General features: G+C 73.6%; 17 protein-coding genes. 11 read left to right on the top strand and 6 right to left on the bottom strand.

Annotation, left to right across the window (positions count from 1 at the left end):
• Positions 1-34: 34 nt before the first annotated feature.
• Entirely contained in the window at positions 35-802 is a 768-nt protein-coding gene (gene map, locus LN042_RS23615) for a type I methionyl aminopeptidase (RefSeq protein ID WP_230053323.1), read from the bottom strand.
• Positions 803-867: 65 nt separating this feature from the next.
• On the opposite strand from map, the gene LN042_RS23610 reads away from it, so the two are divergent.
• The 4 genes from LN042_RS23610 to LN042_RS23595 all read left to right on the top strand — a co-directional run bounded on the left by LN042_RS23610 (position 868) and on the right by LN042_RS23595 (position 3462).
• Positions 868-1164 (top strand): helix-turn-helix domain-containing protein, encoded by a 297-nt coding sequence (locus LN042_RS23610; RefSeq protein ID WP_230053322.1) that lies wholly within the window; start codon positions 868-870, stop codon positions 1162-1164.
• Between the two features lie 19 nt (positions 1165-1183).
• Complete coding sequence (locus tag LN042_RS23605; protein ID WP_230053321.1) at positions 1184-2341, top strand: damage-control phosphatase ARMT1 family protein; 1158 nt, start codon at positions 1184-1186, stop codon at positions 2339-2341.
• Between the two features lie 118 nt (positions 2342-2459).
• Positions 2460-2612, top strand: a complete 153-nt coding sequence (locus LN042_RS23600) for a hypothetical protein (protein WP_230053320.1) — start codon at positions 2460-2462, stop codon at positions 2610-2612.
• Positions 2613-2676: 64 nt separating this feature from the next.
• On the top strand, positions 2677-3462 hold the full coding sequence (locus LN042_RS23595; RefSeq protein ID WP_230053319.1) for a phytanoyl-CoA dioxygenase family protein: 786 nt from the start codon (positions 2677-2679) through the stop codon (positions 3460-3462).
• Positions 3463-3467: 5 nt separating this feature from the next.
• On the opposite strand, the gene LN042_RS23590 is transcribed toward LN042_RS23595, so the two are convergent.
• The gene (locus tag LN042_RS23590; RefSeq protein ID WP_230053318.1) at positions 3468-4238 is read right to left on the bottom strand and encodes a pirin family protein; all 771 of its coding nucleotides are present in this window, start codon (positions 4236-4238) and stop codon (positions 3468-3470) included.
• Positions 4239-4415: 177 nt separating this feature from the next.
• Between LN042_RS23590 and LN042_RS23585 the strand changes: the two genes are divergently transcribed.
• The 5 genes from LN042_RS23585 (at position 4416) to fabF (ending at position 9349) form a co-directional block, all read left to right on the top strand.
• Positions 4416-5597 (top strand): PucR family transcriptional regulator, encoded by a 1182-nt coding sequence (locus LN042_RS23585; RefSeq protein WP_230053356.1) that lies wholly within the window; start codon positions 4416-4418, stop codon positions 5595-5597.
• Between the two features lie 96 nt (positions 5598-5693).
• Positions 5694-6638 (top strand): ACP S-malonyltransferase, encoded by a 945-nt coding sequence (locus LN042_RS23580; RefSeq protein WP_230053317.1) that lies wholly within the window; start codon positions 5694-5696, stop codon positions 6636-6638.
• The gene (locus LN042_RS23575; RefSeq protein WP_230053316.1) at positions 6635-7672 is read left to right on the top strand and encodes a beta-ketoacyl-ACP synthase III; all 1038 of its coding nucleotides are present in this window, start codon (positions 6635-6637) and stop codon (positions 7670-7672) included. Before LN042_RS23580 ends, LN042_RS23575 begins: the two co-directional genes overlap by 4 nt.
• Before the next feature lie 79 nt (positions 7673-7751).
• A complete protein-coding gene (locus tag LN042_RS23570) occupies positions 7752-8000 on the top strand; it encodes an acyl carrier protein (protein WP_230053315.1) in 249 nt (82 codons plus the stop codon).
• 83 nt (positions 8001-8083) lie between these two features.
• Positions 8084-9349: a beta-ketoacyl-ACP synthase II gene (gene fabF / locus LN042_RS23565; RefSeq protein ID WP_230053314.1), complete on the top strand. Its 1266-nt coding sequence runs from the start codon at positions 8084-8086 to the stop codon at positions 9347-9349.
• A gap of 53 nt (positions 9350-9402) precedes the next feature.
• On the opposite strand, the gene LN042_RS23560 is transcribed toward fabF, so the two are convergent.
• Both LN042_RS23560 and LN042_RS23555 read right to left on the bottom strand, forming a co-directional pair.
• Entirely contained in the window at positions 9403-9897 is a 495-nt protein-coding gene (locus LN042_RS23560; protein WP_230053313.1) for a DUF3145 domain-containing protein, read from the bottom strand.
• A gap of 404 nt (positions 9898-10301) precedes the next feature.
• Complete coding sequence (locus tag LN042_RS23555) at positions 10302-11324, bottom strand: NADP-dependent oxidoreductase (RefSeq protein WP_230053312.1); 1023 nt, start codon at positions 11322-11324, stop codon at positions 10302-10304.
• A gap of 118 nt (positions 11325-11442) precedes the next feature.
• On the opposite strand from LN042_RS23555, the gene LN042_RS23550 reads away from it, so the two are divergent.
• The gene (locus LN042_RS23550; RefSeq protein ID WP_230053311.1) at positions 11443-11889 is read left to right on the top strand and encodes a MarR family winged helix-turn-helix transcriptional regulator; all 447 of its coding nucleotides are present in this window, start codon (positions 11443-11445) and stop codon (positions 11887-11889) included.
• A gap of 12 nt (positions 11890-11901) precedes the next feature.
• Here the strand turns inward: LN042_RS23550 and LN042_RS23545 are convergent, their stop codons facing one another.
• On the bottom strand, positions 11902-14553 hold the full coding sequence (locus tag LN042_RS23545) for an HAD-IC family P-type ATPase (RefSeq protein WP_230053310.1): 2652 nt from the start codon (positions 14551-14553) through the stop codon (positions 11902-11904).
• Positions 14546-14902, bottom strand: coding sequence for an ArsR/SmtB family transcription factor (locus LN042_RS23540; protein WP_230053355.1), 357 nt, complete (start codon positions 14900-14902; stop codon positions 14546-14548). The genes LN042_RS23545 and LN042_RS23540 overlap by 8 nt, the downstream gene beginning before the upstream one ends.
• A gap of 166 nt (positions 14903-15068) precedes the next feature.
• Here LN042_RS23540 and LN042_RS23535 point away from each other — a divergent pair, with 166 nt between their 5' ends.
• Positions 15069-16829 (top strand): FtsW/RodA/SpoVE family cell cycle protein, encoded by a 1761-nt coding sequence (locus LN042_RS23535; protein ID WP_308191855.1) that lies wholly within the window; start codon positions 15069-15071, stop codon positions 16827-16829.
• Positions 16830-16844: the final 15 nt, after the last annotated feature.

Raw genomic sequence — 16844 nt, 5'->3', positions numbered from 1 at the left:
GCCGGGCCCTGGACGGGCGCCGCGCCGACCGCCCTCACAGTGCCGTCAGCACCCGGGGCCCCGCCTCCGTCACCGCCACCGTGTGCTCGCTGTGGGCGGCGCGGCTGCCGTCGACGGTGACCAGGGTCCAACCGTCCGCGGCCGTCGCGTACGCGTCGCCACCGCCCGCCAGGAACATGGGCTCCAGGGCCAGCACCATGCCGTGCCGCAGCACCATGCCCCGCCCCGGACGGCCGTCATTGGGGACGTGCGGATCCTCGTGCATGCGCCGACCGATGCCGTGGCCGCCGAAGTCGGCGGGCACGCCGTAGCCCGCCGCGCGGCCGATGGCACCGATGGCGTGCGAGATGTCGCCGATCCGGGCGCCGACCACCGCGGCGGCGATGCCCGCCTCCAGGGCGCGGTTGGTGGTCTCGATCAGGCGCAGGTCGGCGGGGCGGGGCGTGCCGACGGTGAAGCTGGCCGCCGCGTCACCCGTCCAGCCGCCGAGTCGGGCCCCGCAGTCGACGCTGACCAGGTCGCCGTCGCGCAGCCGGTAGCCGGTCGGGACGCCGTGCACGATGGCGTCGTTGACGGAGGTGCAGATCACCGCCGGGAACGGGGTGGGGGCGAAGCCGGGTCGGTAGCCGAGGAACGGGGAGTCGGCGCCGGCTTCGCGGAGCACCGCCCTCGCCACCTCGTCGAGTTCCCGCAGCGACACCCCGACCCCTGCCGCCGCCCGCACTGCGGCGAGCGCGTCCGCGACCACCCGCCCGGCCTCGCGCATCGCGTCCAGCGCCGCATCGGTCTTGATCTCCACCATCGTCCACTCCTCCCTGGACCCAATTCTTATACCGGTATTTGTATCACGGCATTAGTATTGGCGCCATGGTGCGCACTCCCCTCACCCCCCAGGAACGCGAACGCGGCGAACGGCTCGGCGCCCTGCTCCGGCAGGCCCGCGGCGAGCGGAGCATGGTGCAGGTCGCCGCACAGGCGGGCCTGTCCACCGAGACCCTCCGCAAGATCGAGACCGGCCGGGCCCCCACGCCGGCGTTCTTCACCATCGCCGCCCTCGCCGCCGCCCTGGAGCTGTCACTGGACGACCTGGTGAAGCTCTGCGCCCCGGCGGCGGACACCGGAACAGCGAATGCCGAAGCAGCGGTTACCGAAGCAGCAGCCTGACGAAAGGGCGGACCCGGCCATGCCCGACGCACCGGTGATCCTCAGCAGCGATCCGCGCTCCTTCCCCTGGAGCGTCTTCCACCGGCGGCACCCCGAGCTGCTGCGGCAGGTGCTGGACGCGCTGCCGTACGGGCCGCCCGAGCGGCAGGCGCTCCAGCGACTGCTGACCGAGAGCACCGCGGGCGTACTCACCGCGCTGCCGCCGGACGCCCCCGACCACGAGCAGTGGCTGCGCTGGGGTGACGGGCTGTGGGGGCTGCCCTGGGGCGAGGCACCGTTCCTCTGGGCGGAAAGCTACTTCTACCGCCGGCTCCTCCAGGCCACCGGCTACTTCACGGCCGGGGCCTGGCAGGGCGTCGACCCGTTCGCCCCGCTGAAGAGCGCCGAGCTGGCGAACCCGGCGGTGGACGACGAGTTGACGGCCCTGATCGCGCTGCTCGACCTCCCGGAGCCCAACCGGCGGGCGGCGCTGCTGACTTCCGCGCTCTGGGGCAACCGGGCCGACCTCGGGTTCCGGATCACCAACGACCCGGGTGCCGCCACCGCCACCGGCCTGCTGGTGGACGACGGACCATCGCTGTGGCGGGAGTTGGAACGGGCGGCGGGCGGACGGGTCGACCTGGTGGCGGACAACGCCGGGCGTGAGCTGCTGCCCGACCTGGTGCTGATCGACCACCTGCTGACCAGCGGCCTGGCGGCCGAAGTGGCGCTCTGGGTGAAGCCGCAGCCCTACTACGTCTCCGACGCCGTGATGGCGGACGTCCTGGCGGCCGTCGGGCGGCTGCGCGGCTCCAAGGCCGGCGCGATCGGCGACCGCCTCTGGCAGGCGATCGCCGACGGCACCCTGACGGTCCGCACCCACGCCTTCTTCTGCGCCCCGCTGCCGTACCGCGAACTACCCGCCGAATTGGCCGCCGAGTTCGCCCGCGCCACTGTGACGATCCTGAAGGGCGACCTCAACTACCGCCGCCTGGTGGGTGATCGGCTGTGGCCGCCGACCGTGCCGTTCGCCGAGGTGGCCGGCTACTTCCCGGCGCCGGTGGCCGCCCTGCGCACCCTCAAGTCGGACGTGGTCACCGGCCTGTCCGAGGCGGTGGTCCGGGAACTCGACACCACTGGCGAGGCCTGGCGCACCAGCGGACGGTACGCGGTGGTCCAACTGCACGGCGCTGGTTGACGAACCGGCCCCGCCGTCGCACCCGTCCCCGCAAGCCGACTTGCGGTGATCACCACATGCTGACGATGCGGGGGCGGGAGCGGGCGCGGGGCGAACTGACGCGCCGTAGACTCCAGACATGCGACGCGAACCGGTGACGGTGACGGTCTGGCAGGACGGCGCCCGGCGGGCCCTGGTCCCCGGCGCCGTGCCCGCCCCGCACCAGGAGCAGCCCGAGGCGGTGAACCGGCTGTTGGCCGAGCTGTGGGCGCGCACCACGCCGGCGGGCTGAGCGTTCAGGGCACGCCCGACAATTCGGTTGCCCGGCACGGCGCGCCCGGCGGAGGATCACGGGTGTGTCGAACGTGCTCACCACCGAAGAGATCGACCGGTTCACCACCGCCGGGTTCGTCCGGCTGCGGGAGGCCTTCCCCCGCGAACTGGCCAAGGAGTGCCGCGAGTTCCTCTGGCAGGAGACCGGCTGTGATCCGGCGGACCCGAGCAGCTGGACCGAGCCGGTGATCCGCCTCCAGGGCTACGGGACCGCGCCGTTCCGGCGGGCCGCGACCACCGAGCGGCTGCACGGTGCCTTCGACCAGTTGGTCGGCGAGGGGCGCTGGGTGCCGTGCGCCGGCCTGGGCACCTTCCCGATCCGGTTTCCGCACGCCGCCGACCCCGGGGACACCGGCTGGCACATGGACGCCGGCTACACCCCCGAGGGCGAGAGCGGCTACCGGCTCAACCTGCGCTCCCGCGGCCGGGCGCTGCTGATGCTCTTCCTGTTCTCCGACGTGACCGAGGCCGACGGACCCACCCGGATCAAGGTCGGCTCGCACCTGGACGTGCCCCGCTACCTGCGGGAGTACGGTGAGCGGGGCGCCGACCTCTTCGAGCTGTGCGCCCGGATGGACCGGGACGGCCGGCTGGACGCACCGGACCGGGAGACCGCGCTCGCCACCGGACGGGCCGGGGACGTCTACCTGTGCCACCCGTTCCTGATCCACGCGGCCCAGCCCAACCGCGGCAGCACCGCCCGGTTCATCGCCCAGCCGCCGCTGGTCCCGGCCGGACCGCTGCGGCTGAGCCGACCCGACGGCGCCTACTCGCCGGTCGAGCGCGCCGTCATCCGCGCCCTCGGGTAGCCGGCTCAGCCGTACTTCAGGCCCGAGTGCATCTCCCAGAGCAGCAGTTGGGCCCCCTGCTCACCGGCCACCGGCGCCGCGAACGCCTCCCCGGTGATCCGCACGCTGTCGCCCGGGGTGAGCGAGCGGCCCTGGCCGCGCGGCCCGGGGATGGTGCGGTAGCCGAGTGAACCGGCCGTCAGATGGGCGTAGCGGTAGGGGGCCTCGGGGAGCTCGGGCAGCGCCTCGTCCGGGTCGGCGGTGACCAGCCAGAGGGCCGCGTCCGAGCGCCGCAGCCGCAGCGCCCCGGTGTCGGCGTCCCGGGTCATCCCGGAGGCCAGCAGGGTCAGGCCCGCCCCCTCGGGGACCCGGCGCAGCCCGTAGGCGGGGTCGGTGCCGAAGACGTCCGGCTGCAGCCACATCTGCACGAACCGCACCGGAACGTCGGCCCCGCCGACGTTGCGTTCGGTGTGCGCGATGCCGGAGCCGGCGCTCAGGTGCTGCACCATGCCCGGGCGCACCACCCCGGCGTGACCGTCGGTGTCGCGGTGCGCCAGCGCGCCGTCGAGCACGAAGGTGATGATCTCGGTGTCCCGGTGCCGGTGCTCGTCGAAGCCGGCGCCGGGGGCCAGGGTCTCCTCGTTGCACGCCAGCAGGGCGCCGAAGTGCAGGTTCTTCGGGTCGTAGTGCCCGGAGAAGGAGAACGCGTGCCGGGTCAGCACTCCGGCGGCGGGTTCGGAGACGTACCGCTCGGTGGTGCGGCGCAGGTCGGCCCGTGGGCGCTCGGGATCGGTCACCTGACCCACCGTAGCGGGTCAGGTGCGGGGGGCGGGTGCGGGCACCACGTACGGTGAGGCACTCTTGTCCCTGTGCCAGACCCCTCAGATCCACCCGTGCAGCAGCCGTCCCCGAAGGCCGCCCGTCCCTCGGGCCCCCGACGCGTGCGCCAGACCGCGACCTCCGGCGGCACCGCCGTGGAGCGGCGACTGGCCGCCGAGCGCGCCGAGCTGCGCGCCGCAACCCTGAAGCGGCTGGAGAAGGCGTCAGGGAAGCTGGCCACCGCGGCGATCTCCCGGATGGACGACCAACTGGGCTGGTACCGCAGGATGCCGCCGGAGCACCGCTCCTGGATCGGCCTGGTGGCCCAGGCGGGCATCGCGGCCTTCACCGAGTGGTACCGCCACCCGGAGGCCCCGCAGGCGATCAGCACGGACGTGTTCGGCACCGCCCCGCGCGAGCTGACCCGGGCGATCACGCTGCGTCAGACCGTGGAGCTGATCCGTACCACCATCGAGGTGATGGAGGAGGCGATCCCCGAGGTCGCGGCGCCGGGCGACGAGGACGGCATGCGCCAGTCGGTGCTGGTCTACGCCCGGGAGATCGCCTTCGCCACCGCCCAGGTGTACGCCCAGGCCGCGGAGGCCCGGGGTGCCTGGGACGCCCGGCTCGAGGCGCTGGTGGTCAACTCCCTGCTCTCCGGGGACGCCGACGAGGGCCTGCTCTCCCGGGCCGCCGCGCTCGGCTGGGGCCAGCCCAGCCAGGTGCGGGTGGTGATGGGCAACGCGCCGGACGGGGACAGCGAGGCGGTGGTGGAGGCGATCCGCCGGGCCGCGCGGTACGCCCGGCTGCAGGTGCTGACCGGGGTGCTGGGCAAGCGTCTGGTGGTGGTGGTCGGCGGCGACAAGGAGCCGGTGCACGCGGCCCGGGCGCTGATCGGCCAGTTCGCGCCCGGCCCGGTGGTGGTCGGCCCGACAGTGGGCGACCTGCTGTCCGCGACCCGCTCGGCGCACGCCGCCGCGACCGGGCTGAAGGCCTGCGCCGCCTGGCCGGACGCGCCGCGCCCGGTGCTCGCCGACGACCTGCTGCCCGAGCGCGCGCTCGCCGGCGACCAGGTGGCGCGCCGCCAGCTGGTGGAGGAGATCTACACACCGCTGGACGAGGCCGGGTCGGCACTGCTGGAGACGCTGAGTGTCTATCTGGAGCAGGCCTCTTCGCTGGAGGGGGCCGCCCGGATGCTCTTCGTCCACCCCAACACCGTGCGCTACCGGCTGCGTCGTGTGACCGACGTCACGGGGTACGCCCCGTCGGACGTCCGTTCGGCCTTCACGCTGCGTATTGCACTTGCGCTCGGCCGACTGGAGTCCACCGCGGACTGACTTTTCCTGCCCTGTGGAGACTCCACAATCCGAGGTGCTTTTCTTCGTTACCGTCGCCTACCCGTCCTCGGGGGTCGGGCGAGAGAGGGTTGAACCGTGCTCGTTATCGTCGCCCCTGGACAGGGTGCTCAGTCCCCCGGAATGCTCGCTCCCTGGCTGGAGCTGGACGGCGTGGCCGACCGGCTGCGCAGCTGGTCGGAGGCGGCCGGGATCGATCTGGTGCACTACGGCACCGATGCCACCGCCGAGGAGATCAAGGACACCGCCGTCGCGCAGCCGCTGCTGGTCGCGAGCGGTCTGGTGACGGCCAGGGCGCTCTTCCCGGACGAGGAGGAGGCCCGCCGGCTGGTCGGCGCGGTCGCCGGCCACAGCGTCGGTGAGATCACCACCGCGGCCCTGGCGGGCGTGCTGGACGCCACCGACGCCCTGACCTTCGTGCGCGAGCGCGGCCGGGCGATGGCCGCCGCGGCCGCGGTGACCGAGACCGGCATGACGGCGGTGCTCGGCGGCGACCCGGAGGATGTCGCGGCCAAGCTCGCCGAGCACGGCCTGGTGGCGGCGAACAACAACGGCGGCGGCCAGATCGTGGCCGCCGGTTCCTTGGACGCGCTGGAGGCCCTGCGGGCCGACCCGCCGGCCAGGGCCAAGTTGATCGTGCTGAAGGTGGCCGGCGCCTTCCACACCGACTACATGGCCCCCGGGGTCACCCGGCTGGCCGAGCTGGCGCCTACCCTGACTGTGTCCGACCCGGCGGTGCGCTACCTGTCCAACAAGGACGGCGAGGTGGTCGCCGGCGGTGCCGAGGTGCTCTCCCGGCTGGTCGCCCAGGTGGCGAACCCGGTCCGGTGGGACCTGTGCATGGAGACGATCGGACAGCTCGGCGCCACCTGCGTCATCGAGCTCGCTCCGGCCGGCACCCTCACCGGCTTGATCAAGCGCAACGTCAAGGGCGTGGCGACTCTGGCCCTGAAGTCTCCGGCCGACCTGGACAAGGCCCGCGAGCTGATCGCCGAGCACGCCACCGAGGAGCTCTCCGCATGACCGCAGTCCCGCAGATCCGTCCCGTCACCGGTGCGGCCCACTCCCGGATCCACGGGGTCGGCGGCTACCGTCCGGTCCGCGTGGTCCCCAACTCCGAGGTGCTGGAGTGGATCGACTCCTCCGACGAGTGGATCCGCACCCGCAGTGGCATCACCGAGCGCCGCTGGGCCGGCCCGGAGGAGTCGGTCGCCGAGATGTCGGTGCAGGCCGCCGGCAAGGCGATCGCCCAGGCCGGGATCACCGCCGACCAGATCGGCGCGGTGATCGTCTCCACCGTCTCGCACTTCAAGCAGACCCCCGCGGTCGCCACCGAGATCTCGCTGAAGCTGGGCTGCCCGACCGCGCCCGCCTTCGACATCTCGGCCGCCTGCGCCGGCTTCGGCTACGGCATCAACCTGGCGGACGGCATGATCCGCGGCGGCAGCGCCGAGTACGTGCTGGTCATCGGGGTCGAGCGGCTCAGCGACATGACGGACGTTCACGACCGTTCCACCGCCTTCATCTTCGGTGACGGCGCCGGCGCGGCCGTGGTCGGCCCGTCCGACACCCCCGGCATCGGCAAGGTGGTCTGGGGATCGGACGCCACCCAGAAGGACCTGATCAGCCAGACCGAGGCCTGGGACACCGCCTTCGCCAAGCCGGACGCCATCAACGGCAGCACCGGCGACGAGGCGCGCTGGCCCGCGCTGCGGATGGACGGCCAGCCGGTCTTCCGCTGGGCGGTCTGGGAGATGGCCAAGGTCGCCCAGCAGGCCCTGGACGCGGCCGGTGTCACCGCCGACCAGTTGGGAGCCTTCATCCCGCACCAGGCCAACATGCGCATCACCGATGCCATGATCAAGGCCCTCAAGCTGCCGGCCTCCGTGCCGGTGGCCCGCGACATCGCCGAGACCGGCAACACCTCCGCGGCCTCGATCCCGCTGGCCATGGAGCGAATGCTGCAGACCGGTGAGGCCAAGAGCGGCGACCTCGCACTGATCATCGGGTTCGGGGCGGGTCTCGTGTACGCGGCAGCAGTCGTTACCCTCCCTTAGGCAACGCAATCGCCTTAAGTACCGTCAATCGGCGCGTCGCACCAGTGAAGCGCCTTCCACACCAAGAGGAGCAGCCAAGATGGCTCACACCCAGGACGAGGTCCTTTCCGGTCTTGCCGAGATCGTCAACGAGATCGCCGGCATTCCGCAGGAGGACGTCGAGCTGGACAAGTCCTTCACCGACGACCTCGACGTCGACTCGCTGTCCATGGTCGAGGTCGTCGTGGCCGCCGAGGAGCGCTTCGACGTCAAGATCCCGGACGACGAGGTCAAGAACCTGAAGACCGTTGGCGACGCCGTGAACTACATCCTCACCAACGCCGCCTGATTGACGACCGGCGGGGCGGCTCCGGCCGTCCCGCCGGACTCCACCCTCCCCGAACCCCGCCACACGTTGAGAGAAGACAACCAGTGACCACTGAAAACCGCACCGTGGTAGTCACGGGTATCGGCGCCTTCACGCCGCTCGGCGGGGACGCCGCCTCGACCTGGGAGGGGCTGCTGGCCGGCCGCTCCGGTGTGCGTGCGCTGGAGGAGGACTGGGCCGCCGACCTGCCGGTGCGGATCGCCGCCCGCAGCGCCGTCGAGCCCGCCGAGGTGCTGCCCCGCCCGCTGCTGCGCAAGCTGGACCGCTCGGCGCAGTTCGCCCTGATCGCCGCCCGCGAGGCCTGGGCCGACGCCGGCTACGAGCAGCCGGCCACCGATGAGGCCTCCCCGCTCGACCCCGAGCGCCTGGGTTCCGTGATCGCCTCCGGCATCGGCGGCGTCACCACCCTGCTCGACCAGTACGACGTGCTGCGCGAGAAGGGCGCCCGCAAGGTGTCCCCGCACACCGTGCCGATGCTGATGCCCAACAGCCCGTCCGCCAACGTCGGCATCGAGGTCGGTGCCCAGGCCGGCGTGCACACCCCGGTCTCGGCCTGCGCCTCCGGCGCCGAGGCGATCGGCTACGCGATCGAGATGATCCGCACCGGCCGCGCCGACGTGGTGGTGGCCGGCGGCACCGAAGCCGCGATCCACCCGCTGCCGGTGGCCGCGTTCGCCAGCATGATGGCGATGTCCAAGCGCAACGACGAGCCGCTGCGCGCCTCCCGCCCCTACGACAAGGCCCGGGACGGCTTCGTGCTCGGCGAGGGCGCCGGCGTGGTCGTCCTGGAGTCGGCCGAGCACGCGGCCAAGCGCGGTGCCCGGGTCTACTGCGAGGCGGTCGGCCAGGGCCTCTCCTCGGACGCCCACCACATCGCCCAGCCCGAGCCGACCGGCTCCGGCGTGGCCCGCGCGCTGGCCCAGCTGTTCGAGCACACCGACCTGGACAAGGCCGCCGTGGTGCACGTCAACGCGCACGCCACCTCGACCCCGCAGGGCGACGTCGCGGAGATCAAGGCGCTGCGCAAGGAGCTCGGCGAGCACCTGGACCACGTGGCGATCTCGGCCACCAAGTCGATGACCGGCCACCTGCTGGGCGGCGCCGGCGGGGTCGAGACGGTCGCCACCGTGCTGGCCCTGCACCACCGGCAGGCCCCGCCGACCATCAACGTCGAGGACCTGGACGACGAGGTCGACGCGGACATCGTGCGCTTCGAGCCGCGTGAGCTGCCGCAGGGCCGGATCGCCGCGCTGAACAACTCGTTCGGCTTCGGCGGCCACAACGTGGTGCTGGCCTTCCGCACCGTCTGACGGCCGGTCGGCCAGGGGCGTCCTCCGCCGCGGAGGGCGCCCCTGACGCATGCTCAGACGACTTGGTGCAGCCAGCGCACCGGCGCGCCCTCGCCGGCGTAGCGGAACGGCTCCAACTCGTCGTCCCAGGGCTTGCCGAGCAGCCGGGCCAGCTCGGCCTCCAGGTCGCTGCCCTCGCTGCGGGCCCGCGCCAGCACCGCGCGCAGCCGGTCCTCGGGGATCAGGATGTCCCCGTGGACGCCGGTGACGGCGTGGAAGATGCCCAGGCTCGGGGTGCTGGAGTAGCGCTCGCCCTCGGCGGCGGCGCAGGGCTCGCTGGTCACCTCGTAGCGCATCAGCTGCCAGCCGCGCAGGGCGGAGGCCAGCTTGGCGGCGGTGCCCACCTCCCCCTGCCAGGAGAGCTCGGACCGCCACTGGCCGGGGGCGGCCGGCTGGCGGATCCAGTCGAGGTTGACCCGCGCACCGAGCACGCCCGCCACCGCCCATTCGACGTGCGGGCACAGCGCGCGGGGCGCGGAGTGGATGAACAGGACGCCACGTGTCGTCACCGGGACCTCCAGGCTGTGGACGAGAGTCGCCTTCCCCAGCTGCCTCGTGCCATGGCCGATTGGTCGTGGACGCCACTTGGCTGGACACTGCCCGCTTCTGCTCAAGTCGCTCGACATTCAGTCACTAACTTGAGCAAAACGGACAGCCTTCCCTCATGGTAGTCAGATCCGTGAAGAGGTCTACCCCCGATCGGGATCTCTCCCCCGAATGGCCGCATCGGGTGGCGCCACGCCGCTGCGACCACGCTATCGCGGCCCCTGCGCGGGGAACTGACGGTCCCTCGGATCGGCTCGGCATTCGCCGACGGGGGTCGCGCGACACGGCGGCGCGCGCCCCGACGACCTCCCCGCCTGCGGTCGGGGACGGCCATCGGGACGCGCGCCCGTTCGGTCCTGACGCCGGGTCAGTCCAGCGCGACCACCATCTTGCCGGTGTTGCCACCGCGCAGCAGGTCGATGAAGGCGTCCATGGTGTGCTCGATGCCGTTCACCACGGTCTCCTCGTACCGCAGGCTGCCGTCCGCCAGCCAGCCGGCCACCTCGGCGGTGAACTGCGGCCGCAGCGCGTCGTGGTCGTTCACCAGCATGCCCTCCAGGCGCAGCCGCTTGCCGATGGCCAGCGCCAGGTTGCGCGGACCGACCGGCCGGCCGGTCTCGTTGTACTGGGCGATGGCACCGCACAGCACCGCCCGGCCGTGCACCTTGAGCGCGCCGATCGCGGCTTCCAGGTGCTCCCCGCCGACGTTGTCGAAGTAGACGTCGATGCCGTCCGGCGCGGCCTGCGCCAGCTGCTCGGCCACCGGGCCGTCCTTGTAGTTGAAGGCCGCGTCGAAGCCGTACTCGTCGACCAGCTTGGCCACCTTGGCCGCCGAGCCGGCCGAACCGACCACCCGGGCGGCGCCCTTGAGCCGGGCGATCTGCCCGACCAGCGAGCCGACCGCGCCGGCCGCGCCGGAGACGAACACCGTCTCGCCGGGCTGCAGCGCGCCCACCTGGAGCAGGCCGGCGTAGGCGGTCAGGCCGGGCATGCCGAGCACGCCGAGGTAGGCGGAGAGCGGCGCCCGGTCGGCGTCCACCTTGGCGGTGTGACCGGCGGCGACGGTGGCGTACTCACGCCAGCCCTGGGAGTGCAGCACGGTGTCGCCGACCGCGATGCCCTCGGCGGCCGAGGCCACCACCTCGCCGACCGCGCCGCCGTCCATCGGCTGGTCGAGCCGGAACGGCGGGACGTAGGACTTCACGTCGTTCATCCGGCCGCGCATGTACGGGTCGACCGAGAGGAAGCGGTTGCGGACCACCACCTCGCCGGGTCGCGGCGCCCGGACCGGCGCCTCGACCAGGGCGGCGTCGGTCGGGGCGGGCCAGCCGTCGGGGCGGGCCTTGAGGTGCCATTCGCGGGCGGTGGCGGGCAGCGGCTGCTCGGCCATGGTGGCGCTCCTTGGGGATGCGGGGTGCGGGTGCACGGGTACCTGAAAGGTTGACCAGATGAAGTAAACCCTGGACCTGAAAGGTTCAGGATGTCAAATATTCAGGTAGCATGAATTCATGGAGAGCATCCAGGAGCAGACCGACGAAGAGCAGCTGACCCGCGACGTGGTCGAACTGATGGCGGGACTGGTGGCCATCTTCCACCGGGAGTACGAGGAGGCCGCCCAGGCCCGCTCGCTCACCGGCGCCCAGGCCAAGGTGCTCGCCCTGCTGCGCTTCGGTCCGCTGCCGATGCGGCGGATCGCGCAGACGCTCAGCTGCGAGCCGTCCAACATCACCGGCATCGTCGACCGGCTGGAGACCCGCGGCTTCGTCACCCGCCAGGCCGACCCGCAGGACCGCCGGGTCAAGCTGGTCGCCGCCACCGAGGCCGGCCGGACCGCCTCCGCCGAGCTGCGCAGCTCCCTGCACTTCGCCCGGGAGCCGCTGGCCACCCTCTCCCAGGAGGAGCGCCGGACACTGCGCGACCTGCTGAACCGGATGCTGCTCGGCGCCGAGGGCTGAGGCGCGCGCCGGTCAGGCGGCCTGCCGCCGCAGCCCGTCCCAGCGAGCGAGCAGGCGCCAGAGCCGGCGGGCGGCCAGCAGCAGCCCCCCGTAGCCCAGCACCACCAGGGCCAGCGGGCCGGCCGCGCCGAACGGCAGCGGCACGAAGCCCAGGTGCCCACTGCCCGGCAGTGACGGCAGCAGCACCCCCAGCACCGCCAGCGCGGCCGCCGCGCACCAGACCGGGCGCGGCGGCCGCGGCCGGGCGCCGGTCAGTCCGTGGAGCACCGGCAGGGCCAGCGCCTGGGTGAGCAGGTTCTCGGTGAACCAGGCGGTGTGGAACATGCCCTCCGCGCCGGGCCCGGTGAACCCGTGGGTGATCCGCCGCATCACCGCGAAGAGCGCCACGTCGCCGACCGAGTTGAGCAGCCCGAAGCCGAGCGCGAAGGCCGCGAGCGCCCCCCAGCGCAGCCGCACCGGCCGGCCGCCGGGCCCCGCCCCACCGGCCAGGTGCCGCCCGGAGACCGCGAACGACAGCTGCGCCGCGTCGAAGCAGAGGTTCTGCAGCAGCACCTGGGCCGGCAGCATCGGCAGGAACGGCAGCAGCACCCCGCCGGCCAGCATCGAGACCGCGTTGCCCAGGTTGCAGGAGAGTGCGATCCGCAGGTAGGCGGCGACGCGGGCGACCGCCTCGCGGCCGACCGCCAGCGCCCGGCCCAGCCGGGCCGGATCGCTGCCGCCGAGCAGCACGTCCGCCCAGGCCCGCGCCGCGCCGACGGCGCCCGGGGTGACGAAGCCGACGTCCGCCGTCCGCAGCGCCGGCACGTCGTTGACGCCGTCGCCCAGGAACCCGACGGTGTGCCCGGCCCGGCGCAGGGCCCGCACCACGGCGGCCTTCTGCTCCGGGTCGCAGCGCGCGAAGAGCGCCCCGCGGGCTGCCGCCGCAGCCAGTTCCGCCTCGCTCAGCCCGGCCAGTTCGGCGCCCAGCACCACCCGGTCCACCGCGAGCCCCAGCTGCTCGCACAGCCGCAGCGCGGTGCTCGGGTGGTCACCGGTCAGCACGGTGAGCGCGACCCCGCTGCCGGACAGTTCGGCGAGGGCGGCGGCCGCGCCGGCCACCGGCTCGTCGCTCAGCGCCACGAAGCCCAGCAGCCGCAGCCCGTCGAAGTCCACCGCGGTGCCCAGCCGCGGCTGCTCGGCCAGCGCCACCGCGAGCAGCCGCACCCCGGCGGCGGCCTGCCGGTCGACCAGGGCCAGCGCGGCGGCCCGCTGCCCCTCGGGCAGCTCCGGGCAGCGCTCCAGCACCGCCTCCGGCGCGCCCTTGACCACCAGCAGCTGCCGGTGCCCGTCCTCCCGCAGGCCCAGCACGGCACCGGCGTAGCGGCGCACCGGGTCGAACGGCAGCAGCTGCCGGACGGTCGAGTCCGGGCCGTCCAGCAGTCCGGCCTGGTCGGCCGTGACCAGCAGCGCCTCGTCCAGCGGTGCGGCCAGCCCCGGGTCGCCCGCCAGCAGCGCGGCCTCGGCGGCCAGCGCGGCCCAGCGCAGCGGCTCCTGGTCGGGCTCGCCGGCCGGGTCCAGGCCGCCGAGCACCGCGGTCTCGCCGTTGCTGAGGGTGCCGGTCTTGTCCAGGCAGAGCACGTCGAGCGCGCCCAGTTCGCCGATCGTGGGCAGCCGGCGCACCACCAGGCCGTCCCGGCGCAGCCCCGCGCTGCCCCGGGCCAGCACCGCGCTGATCACCAGCGGCAGCAGTTCCGGGGTGAGGCCGACCGCGGCGGCGACCGCGAACGGCAGCAGGGCTGCGCTCCAGCCGTGCAGCAGGGTGTCGGCCGCCACCGTGGCCGGGACGGCGGCGGCCATGAAGAGGACCATCGCCCGCACCGCCCGGCGCACCCCGCGCTCCACCGCCGAGCGTCCCGGGTGCCGGACCGGTCCGGGCCGGTGCGCGACGCCGAACCGGGTGTCGGCGCCGGTGGCGAGCACCAGCGCGGTGGCGCTGCCGGTGACCACGGTGCTGCCGGCGAAGCACAGGTGCGGTTCCTCGAACGGGCTGGACGCCGCGGCCGGCGGCAGGTCGACGGCGGCGCGGTGCACCGGCTCGCTCTCGCCGGTCAGCGCCGACTGGTCCAGGGTCAGCCCTTCGGCGCGCAGCAGGCGCAGGTCCGCGGGCACCGCGTCACCGGCGGCGAGGTGGACCACGTCGCCGGGCACCAGCTGTTCGACCGGCAGTTCGCGGGCCAGCGGTTCCGTCCCGCCGGCCCGGCGCAGCACCGTCGCGGTGGTCGGCACCAGCGCCCGCAGCGCGGCCAGCGCGGTGGCGGCGCGGTGCTCGTCGGTCAGCCGCAGCGCGCAGGCGGTGACCACCAGGGTGCCCAGTATCGCGGTGCTGCCCCAGGATCCGATCAGCGCGCAGACCGCAGTCAGGCCGGCCAGCAGCCCGGTGAACGGGTCGCCGAGCGCGCTGGGGATCCGGCCCAGCCGGCCGGGCTCGGGCTCGGGGAGCACGGTGTTCTCGCCGTGCCGGGCGAGGCGTTCCTCGGCCTCCTGCTCCGGCAGGCCGCGCGGTGAGGCGTCGAACGCGCGCAGCGCCTGCAACCGGCTCAGCCGGGCCGGGCCGAGCGCCGCGGGCGCACCGCCGTCCGGTCGGCCGCGGGCCGCCCGGAGCTGGTGCGCCACGCGCTCAGCCATCGCTGCTCCGCAGGTGCCGCACCTCGGCGAGCGGCGTCCCGGCGGCGTTCAGGTTCTCGACCATCAACCGGACCAGGCTGGCCATCTGCGGGTCCTCGACGCCGTAGACCTGGCGGCGGCCCTCGCGGCGGTTGGAGACGATGCCGGCCAGCTTGAGCTTGGCCAGGTGCTGGCTGACCGCCTGCAGGGTGCCGCCGACCCGGTCGGCCAGGGTGCCGACGTCGGCTTCGCCCTGGCTGAGCACCCAGACGATGTGCAGCCGCATGGTGGAGGCGAGCAGGCCGAAGGAGGCAGCCGCTTGCTGCAGCAGCTGCGGCGAGGGGTCGTCGAGCCTGCTCCAGCCCGTCATCCGTGCCACCCCTCTCCCTGTTGTACGGCGGCTCAGTCTAGCCGCGCCGCCCCCCGGCGCGTAGGGCGCAGTGCGCGCCCCCTTGGTCTCGGGTCGGTGCGAGGCCCACCCCGCTCGGCATGCGAGAATTCGCCGGTCCAGTGTGCCGTGCCGGTGGGGAGTTCGTGTGATAGGCAGCCAACGGGCCAGCCAGCGTGCCGAGGGCCAGCGCGGGGCCGACCGGCGGCGCAACATCGAGGCGGCGCTGTTGGCCTTCGCCCTCGCGATCTGCCTGTTCGCGTACATCGACGCCGACCTGGCGCTGAACGACAGGATGCCGCCGGGCCTGCTGGTCTACGGGGTGTCCTTCACCGTGCTGGTGTTCGGCGCGCACCTGGTGATGCGCAAGTACGCCCGGTACGCGGACCCGCTGATCCTGCCCTGCGCGGTGCTGCTCAACGGGCTCGGCCTGGTGCTGCTCAACCGGCTGGACCAGTCCTACGCGATCGTCCACGCCGCCAAGGGCGACTACCAGAAGCTCCCGGCCGCGCCCTCGCAGGTGCAGTTCCTCTTCATCTCGGTGCCGATCGCGATGGCGATGATCGCGTTCATCAAGCACCACCGGTTCTTCCAGCGCTACGTCTACATCGTGATGGTCGGCGGCCTGGTGCTGCTGGCCGCGCCCGCCTTCTTCCCCGGCGACGACTTCGGCGCCAAGCGCTGGATCAAGATCCCGGGCCTGCCGCAGCTGGAGCCGGACGAGTTCGTCAAGCTGGCCATCTGCATCTTCTTCGCCGGCTACCTGATGATGAGCCGGGACGCGCTGGCGCTGGTCGGCCGCAAGGTCATGGGCATGAGCCTGCCGCGGATGCGCAACCTCGGGCCGGTGGTGGCGATCTGGGCGGTCAGCCTGCTGGTGCTGATCTTCGAGCGCGACCTGGGCACCTCGCTGATCTTCTTCGGCGTCTTCATCGTGATGCTCTACGTGGCCACCGAGCGGACCAGCTGGACGATCCTCGGGCTGGTGATGGCCGTCGGCGGCGCCGCCGTGGTCGGCTCCATCGAGCCGCACGTGCACGGCCGGGTCGAGGCCTGGCTGCACCCGCTGGACTACTACAAGCCGCACCACGACCCGGCACTCATCTCCAACCAGTCCGCCGAGGCGCTGTTCAGCTTCGGCACCGGGCACCTCACCGGCACCGGGCTGGGCAGCGGTCGGCCCTGGCTGATCGGCTTCGCCGGCCGCAGCGACTTCATCTTCACCACCATCGGTGAGGAGCTGGGCCTGGCCGGGGTGACCGCGGTGCTGCTGGTCTACGGGCTGTTCGTGCAGCGCGGCCTGAAGACGGCGATCGCGCTCTCCGACCCGTTCGGCAAGCTGCTCGCCACCGGCCTGGCCAGCGCCGTGGGACTGCAGGTCTTCGTGGTGGTCGGCGGCGTCAGCGGCCTGATCCCGCTGACCGGCAAGGCGCTGCCGTTCCTGGCCGCCGGTGGCTCCTCCACCCTGGCCAACTGGCTGCTCACCGGGATCCTGCTGAAGCTGAGCGACGCGGCCGGGCGCAACGAGCTGGAACCGGCGCCGGAGTCGTCGGGCGTCATCGCGCCGCCCAAGCCGGCCGCCGCCGCGGTGCCCCCCACCCCGGCCGCCGGCACCGTGCCGGGCCAGGGCGAGGCGCGCGACGACGACACCATGTACCTGCGGGCCGCCCCCCGCGAGGCCGCCGCGCCCGCCGCGGCCACCCCGCCGCCCTACGGCGCGCCGACGGTGCACGGCACCGCGAACCGCTCCGGCGCCCCGGCGGGAGGCACCCCCGGCATGCCCGGCATCCCCGGGACTCCCGGCGCGCCCGGGACCCCCGGCATGCCCGGCATGCCCGGAATCCCCGGTATGCCCGGCAGCCCCGACCGGCCGTCGACCGGCACGCAGCCCGACACTCCCGCGTTCTGATTCCCTGCGCCGAAT

The sequence above is a fragment of the Kitasatospora humi genome (assembly GCF_020907985.1).
Lineage (GTDB): Bacteria > Actinomycetota > Actinomycetes > Streptomycetales > Streptomycetaceae > Kitasatospora > Kitasatospora humi.
This window is presented reverse-complemented; position numbering and strand designations above follow the sequence as displayed.

What these genes read in the sequence shown, in the direction of transcription:
- LN042_RS23575 (WP_230053316.1), top strand. Translation starts at nt 6,635, where the DNA reads ATGACCGCAGTCCCGCAGATCCGTCCCGTCACCGGTGCGGCCCACTCC.
- LN042_RS23555 (WP_230053312.1), bottom strand. Translation starts at nt 11,324, where the DNA reads ATGGCCGAGCAGCCGCTGCCCGCCACCGCCCGCGAATGGCACCTCAAG.
- LN042_RS23605 (WP_230053321.1), top strand. Translation starts at nt 1,184, where the DNA reads ATGCCCGACGCACCGGTGATCCTCAGCAGCGATCCGCGCTCCTTCCCC.
- LN042_RS23610 (WP_230053322.1), top strand. Translation starts at nt 868, where the DNA reads ATGGTGCGCACTCCCCTCACCCCCCAGGAACGCGAACGCGGCGAACGG.
- map (WP_230053323.1), bottom strand. Translation starts at nt 802, where the DNA reads ATGGTGGAGATCAAGACCGATGCGGCGCTGGACGCGATGCGCGAGGCC.
- LN042_RS23570 (WP_230053315.1), top strand. Translation starts at nt 7,752, where the DNA reads ATGGCTCACACCCAGGACGAGGTCCTTTCCGGTCTTGCCGAGATCGTC.
- LN042_RS23540 (WP_230053355.1), bottom strand. Translation starts at nt 14,902, where the DNA reads ATGACGGGCTGGAGCAGGCTCGACGACCCCTCGCCGCAGCTGCTGCAG.
- LN042_RS23550 (WP_230053311.1), top strand. Translation starts at nt 11,443, where the DNA reads ATGGAGAGCATCCAGGAGCAGACCGACGAAGAGCAGCTGACCCGCGAC.
- LN042_RS23600 (WP_230053320.1), top strand. Translation starts at nt 2,460, where the DNA reads ATGCGACGCGAACCGGTGACGGTGACGGTCTGGCAGGACGGCGCCCGG.
- LN042_RS23545 (WP_230053310.1), bottom strand. Translation starts at nt 14,553, where the DNA reads ATGGCTGAGCGCGTGGCGCACCAGCTCCGGGCGGCCCGCGGCCGACCG.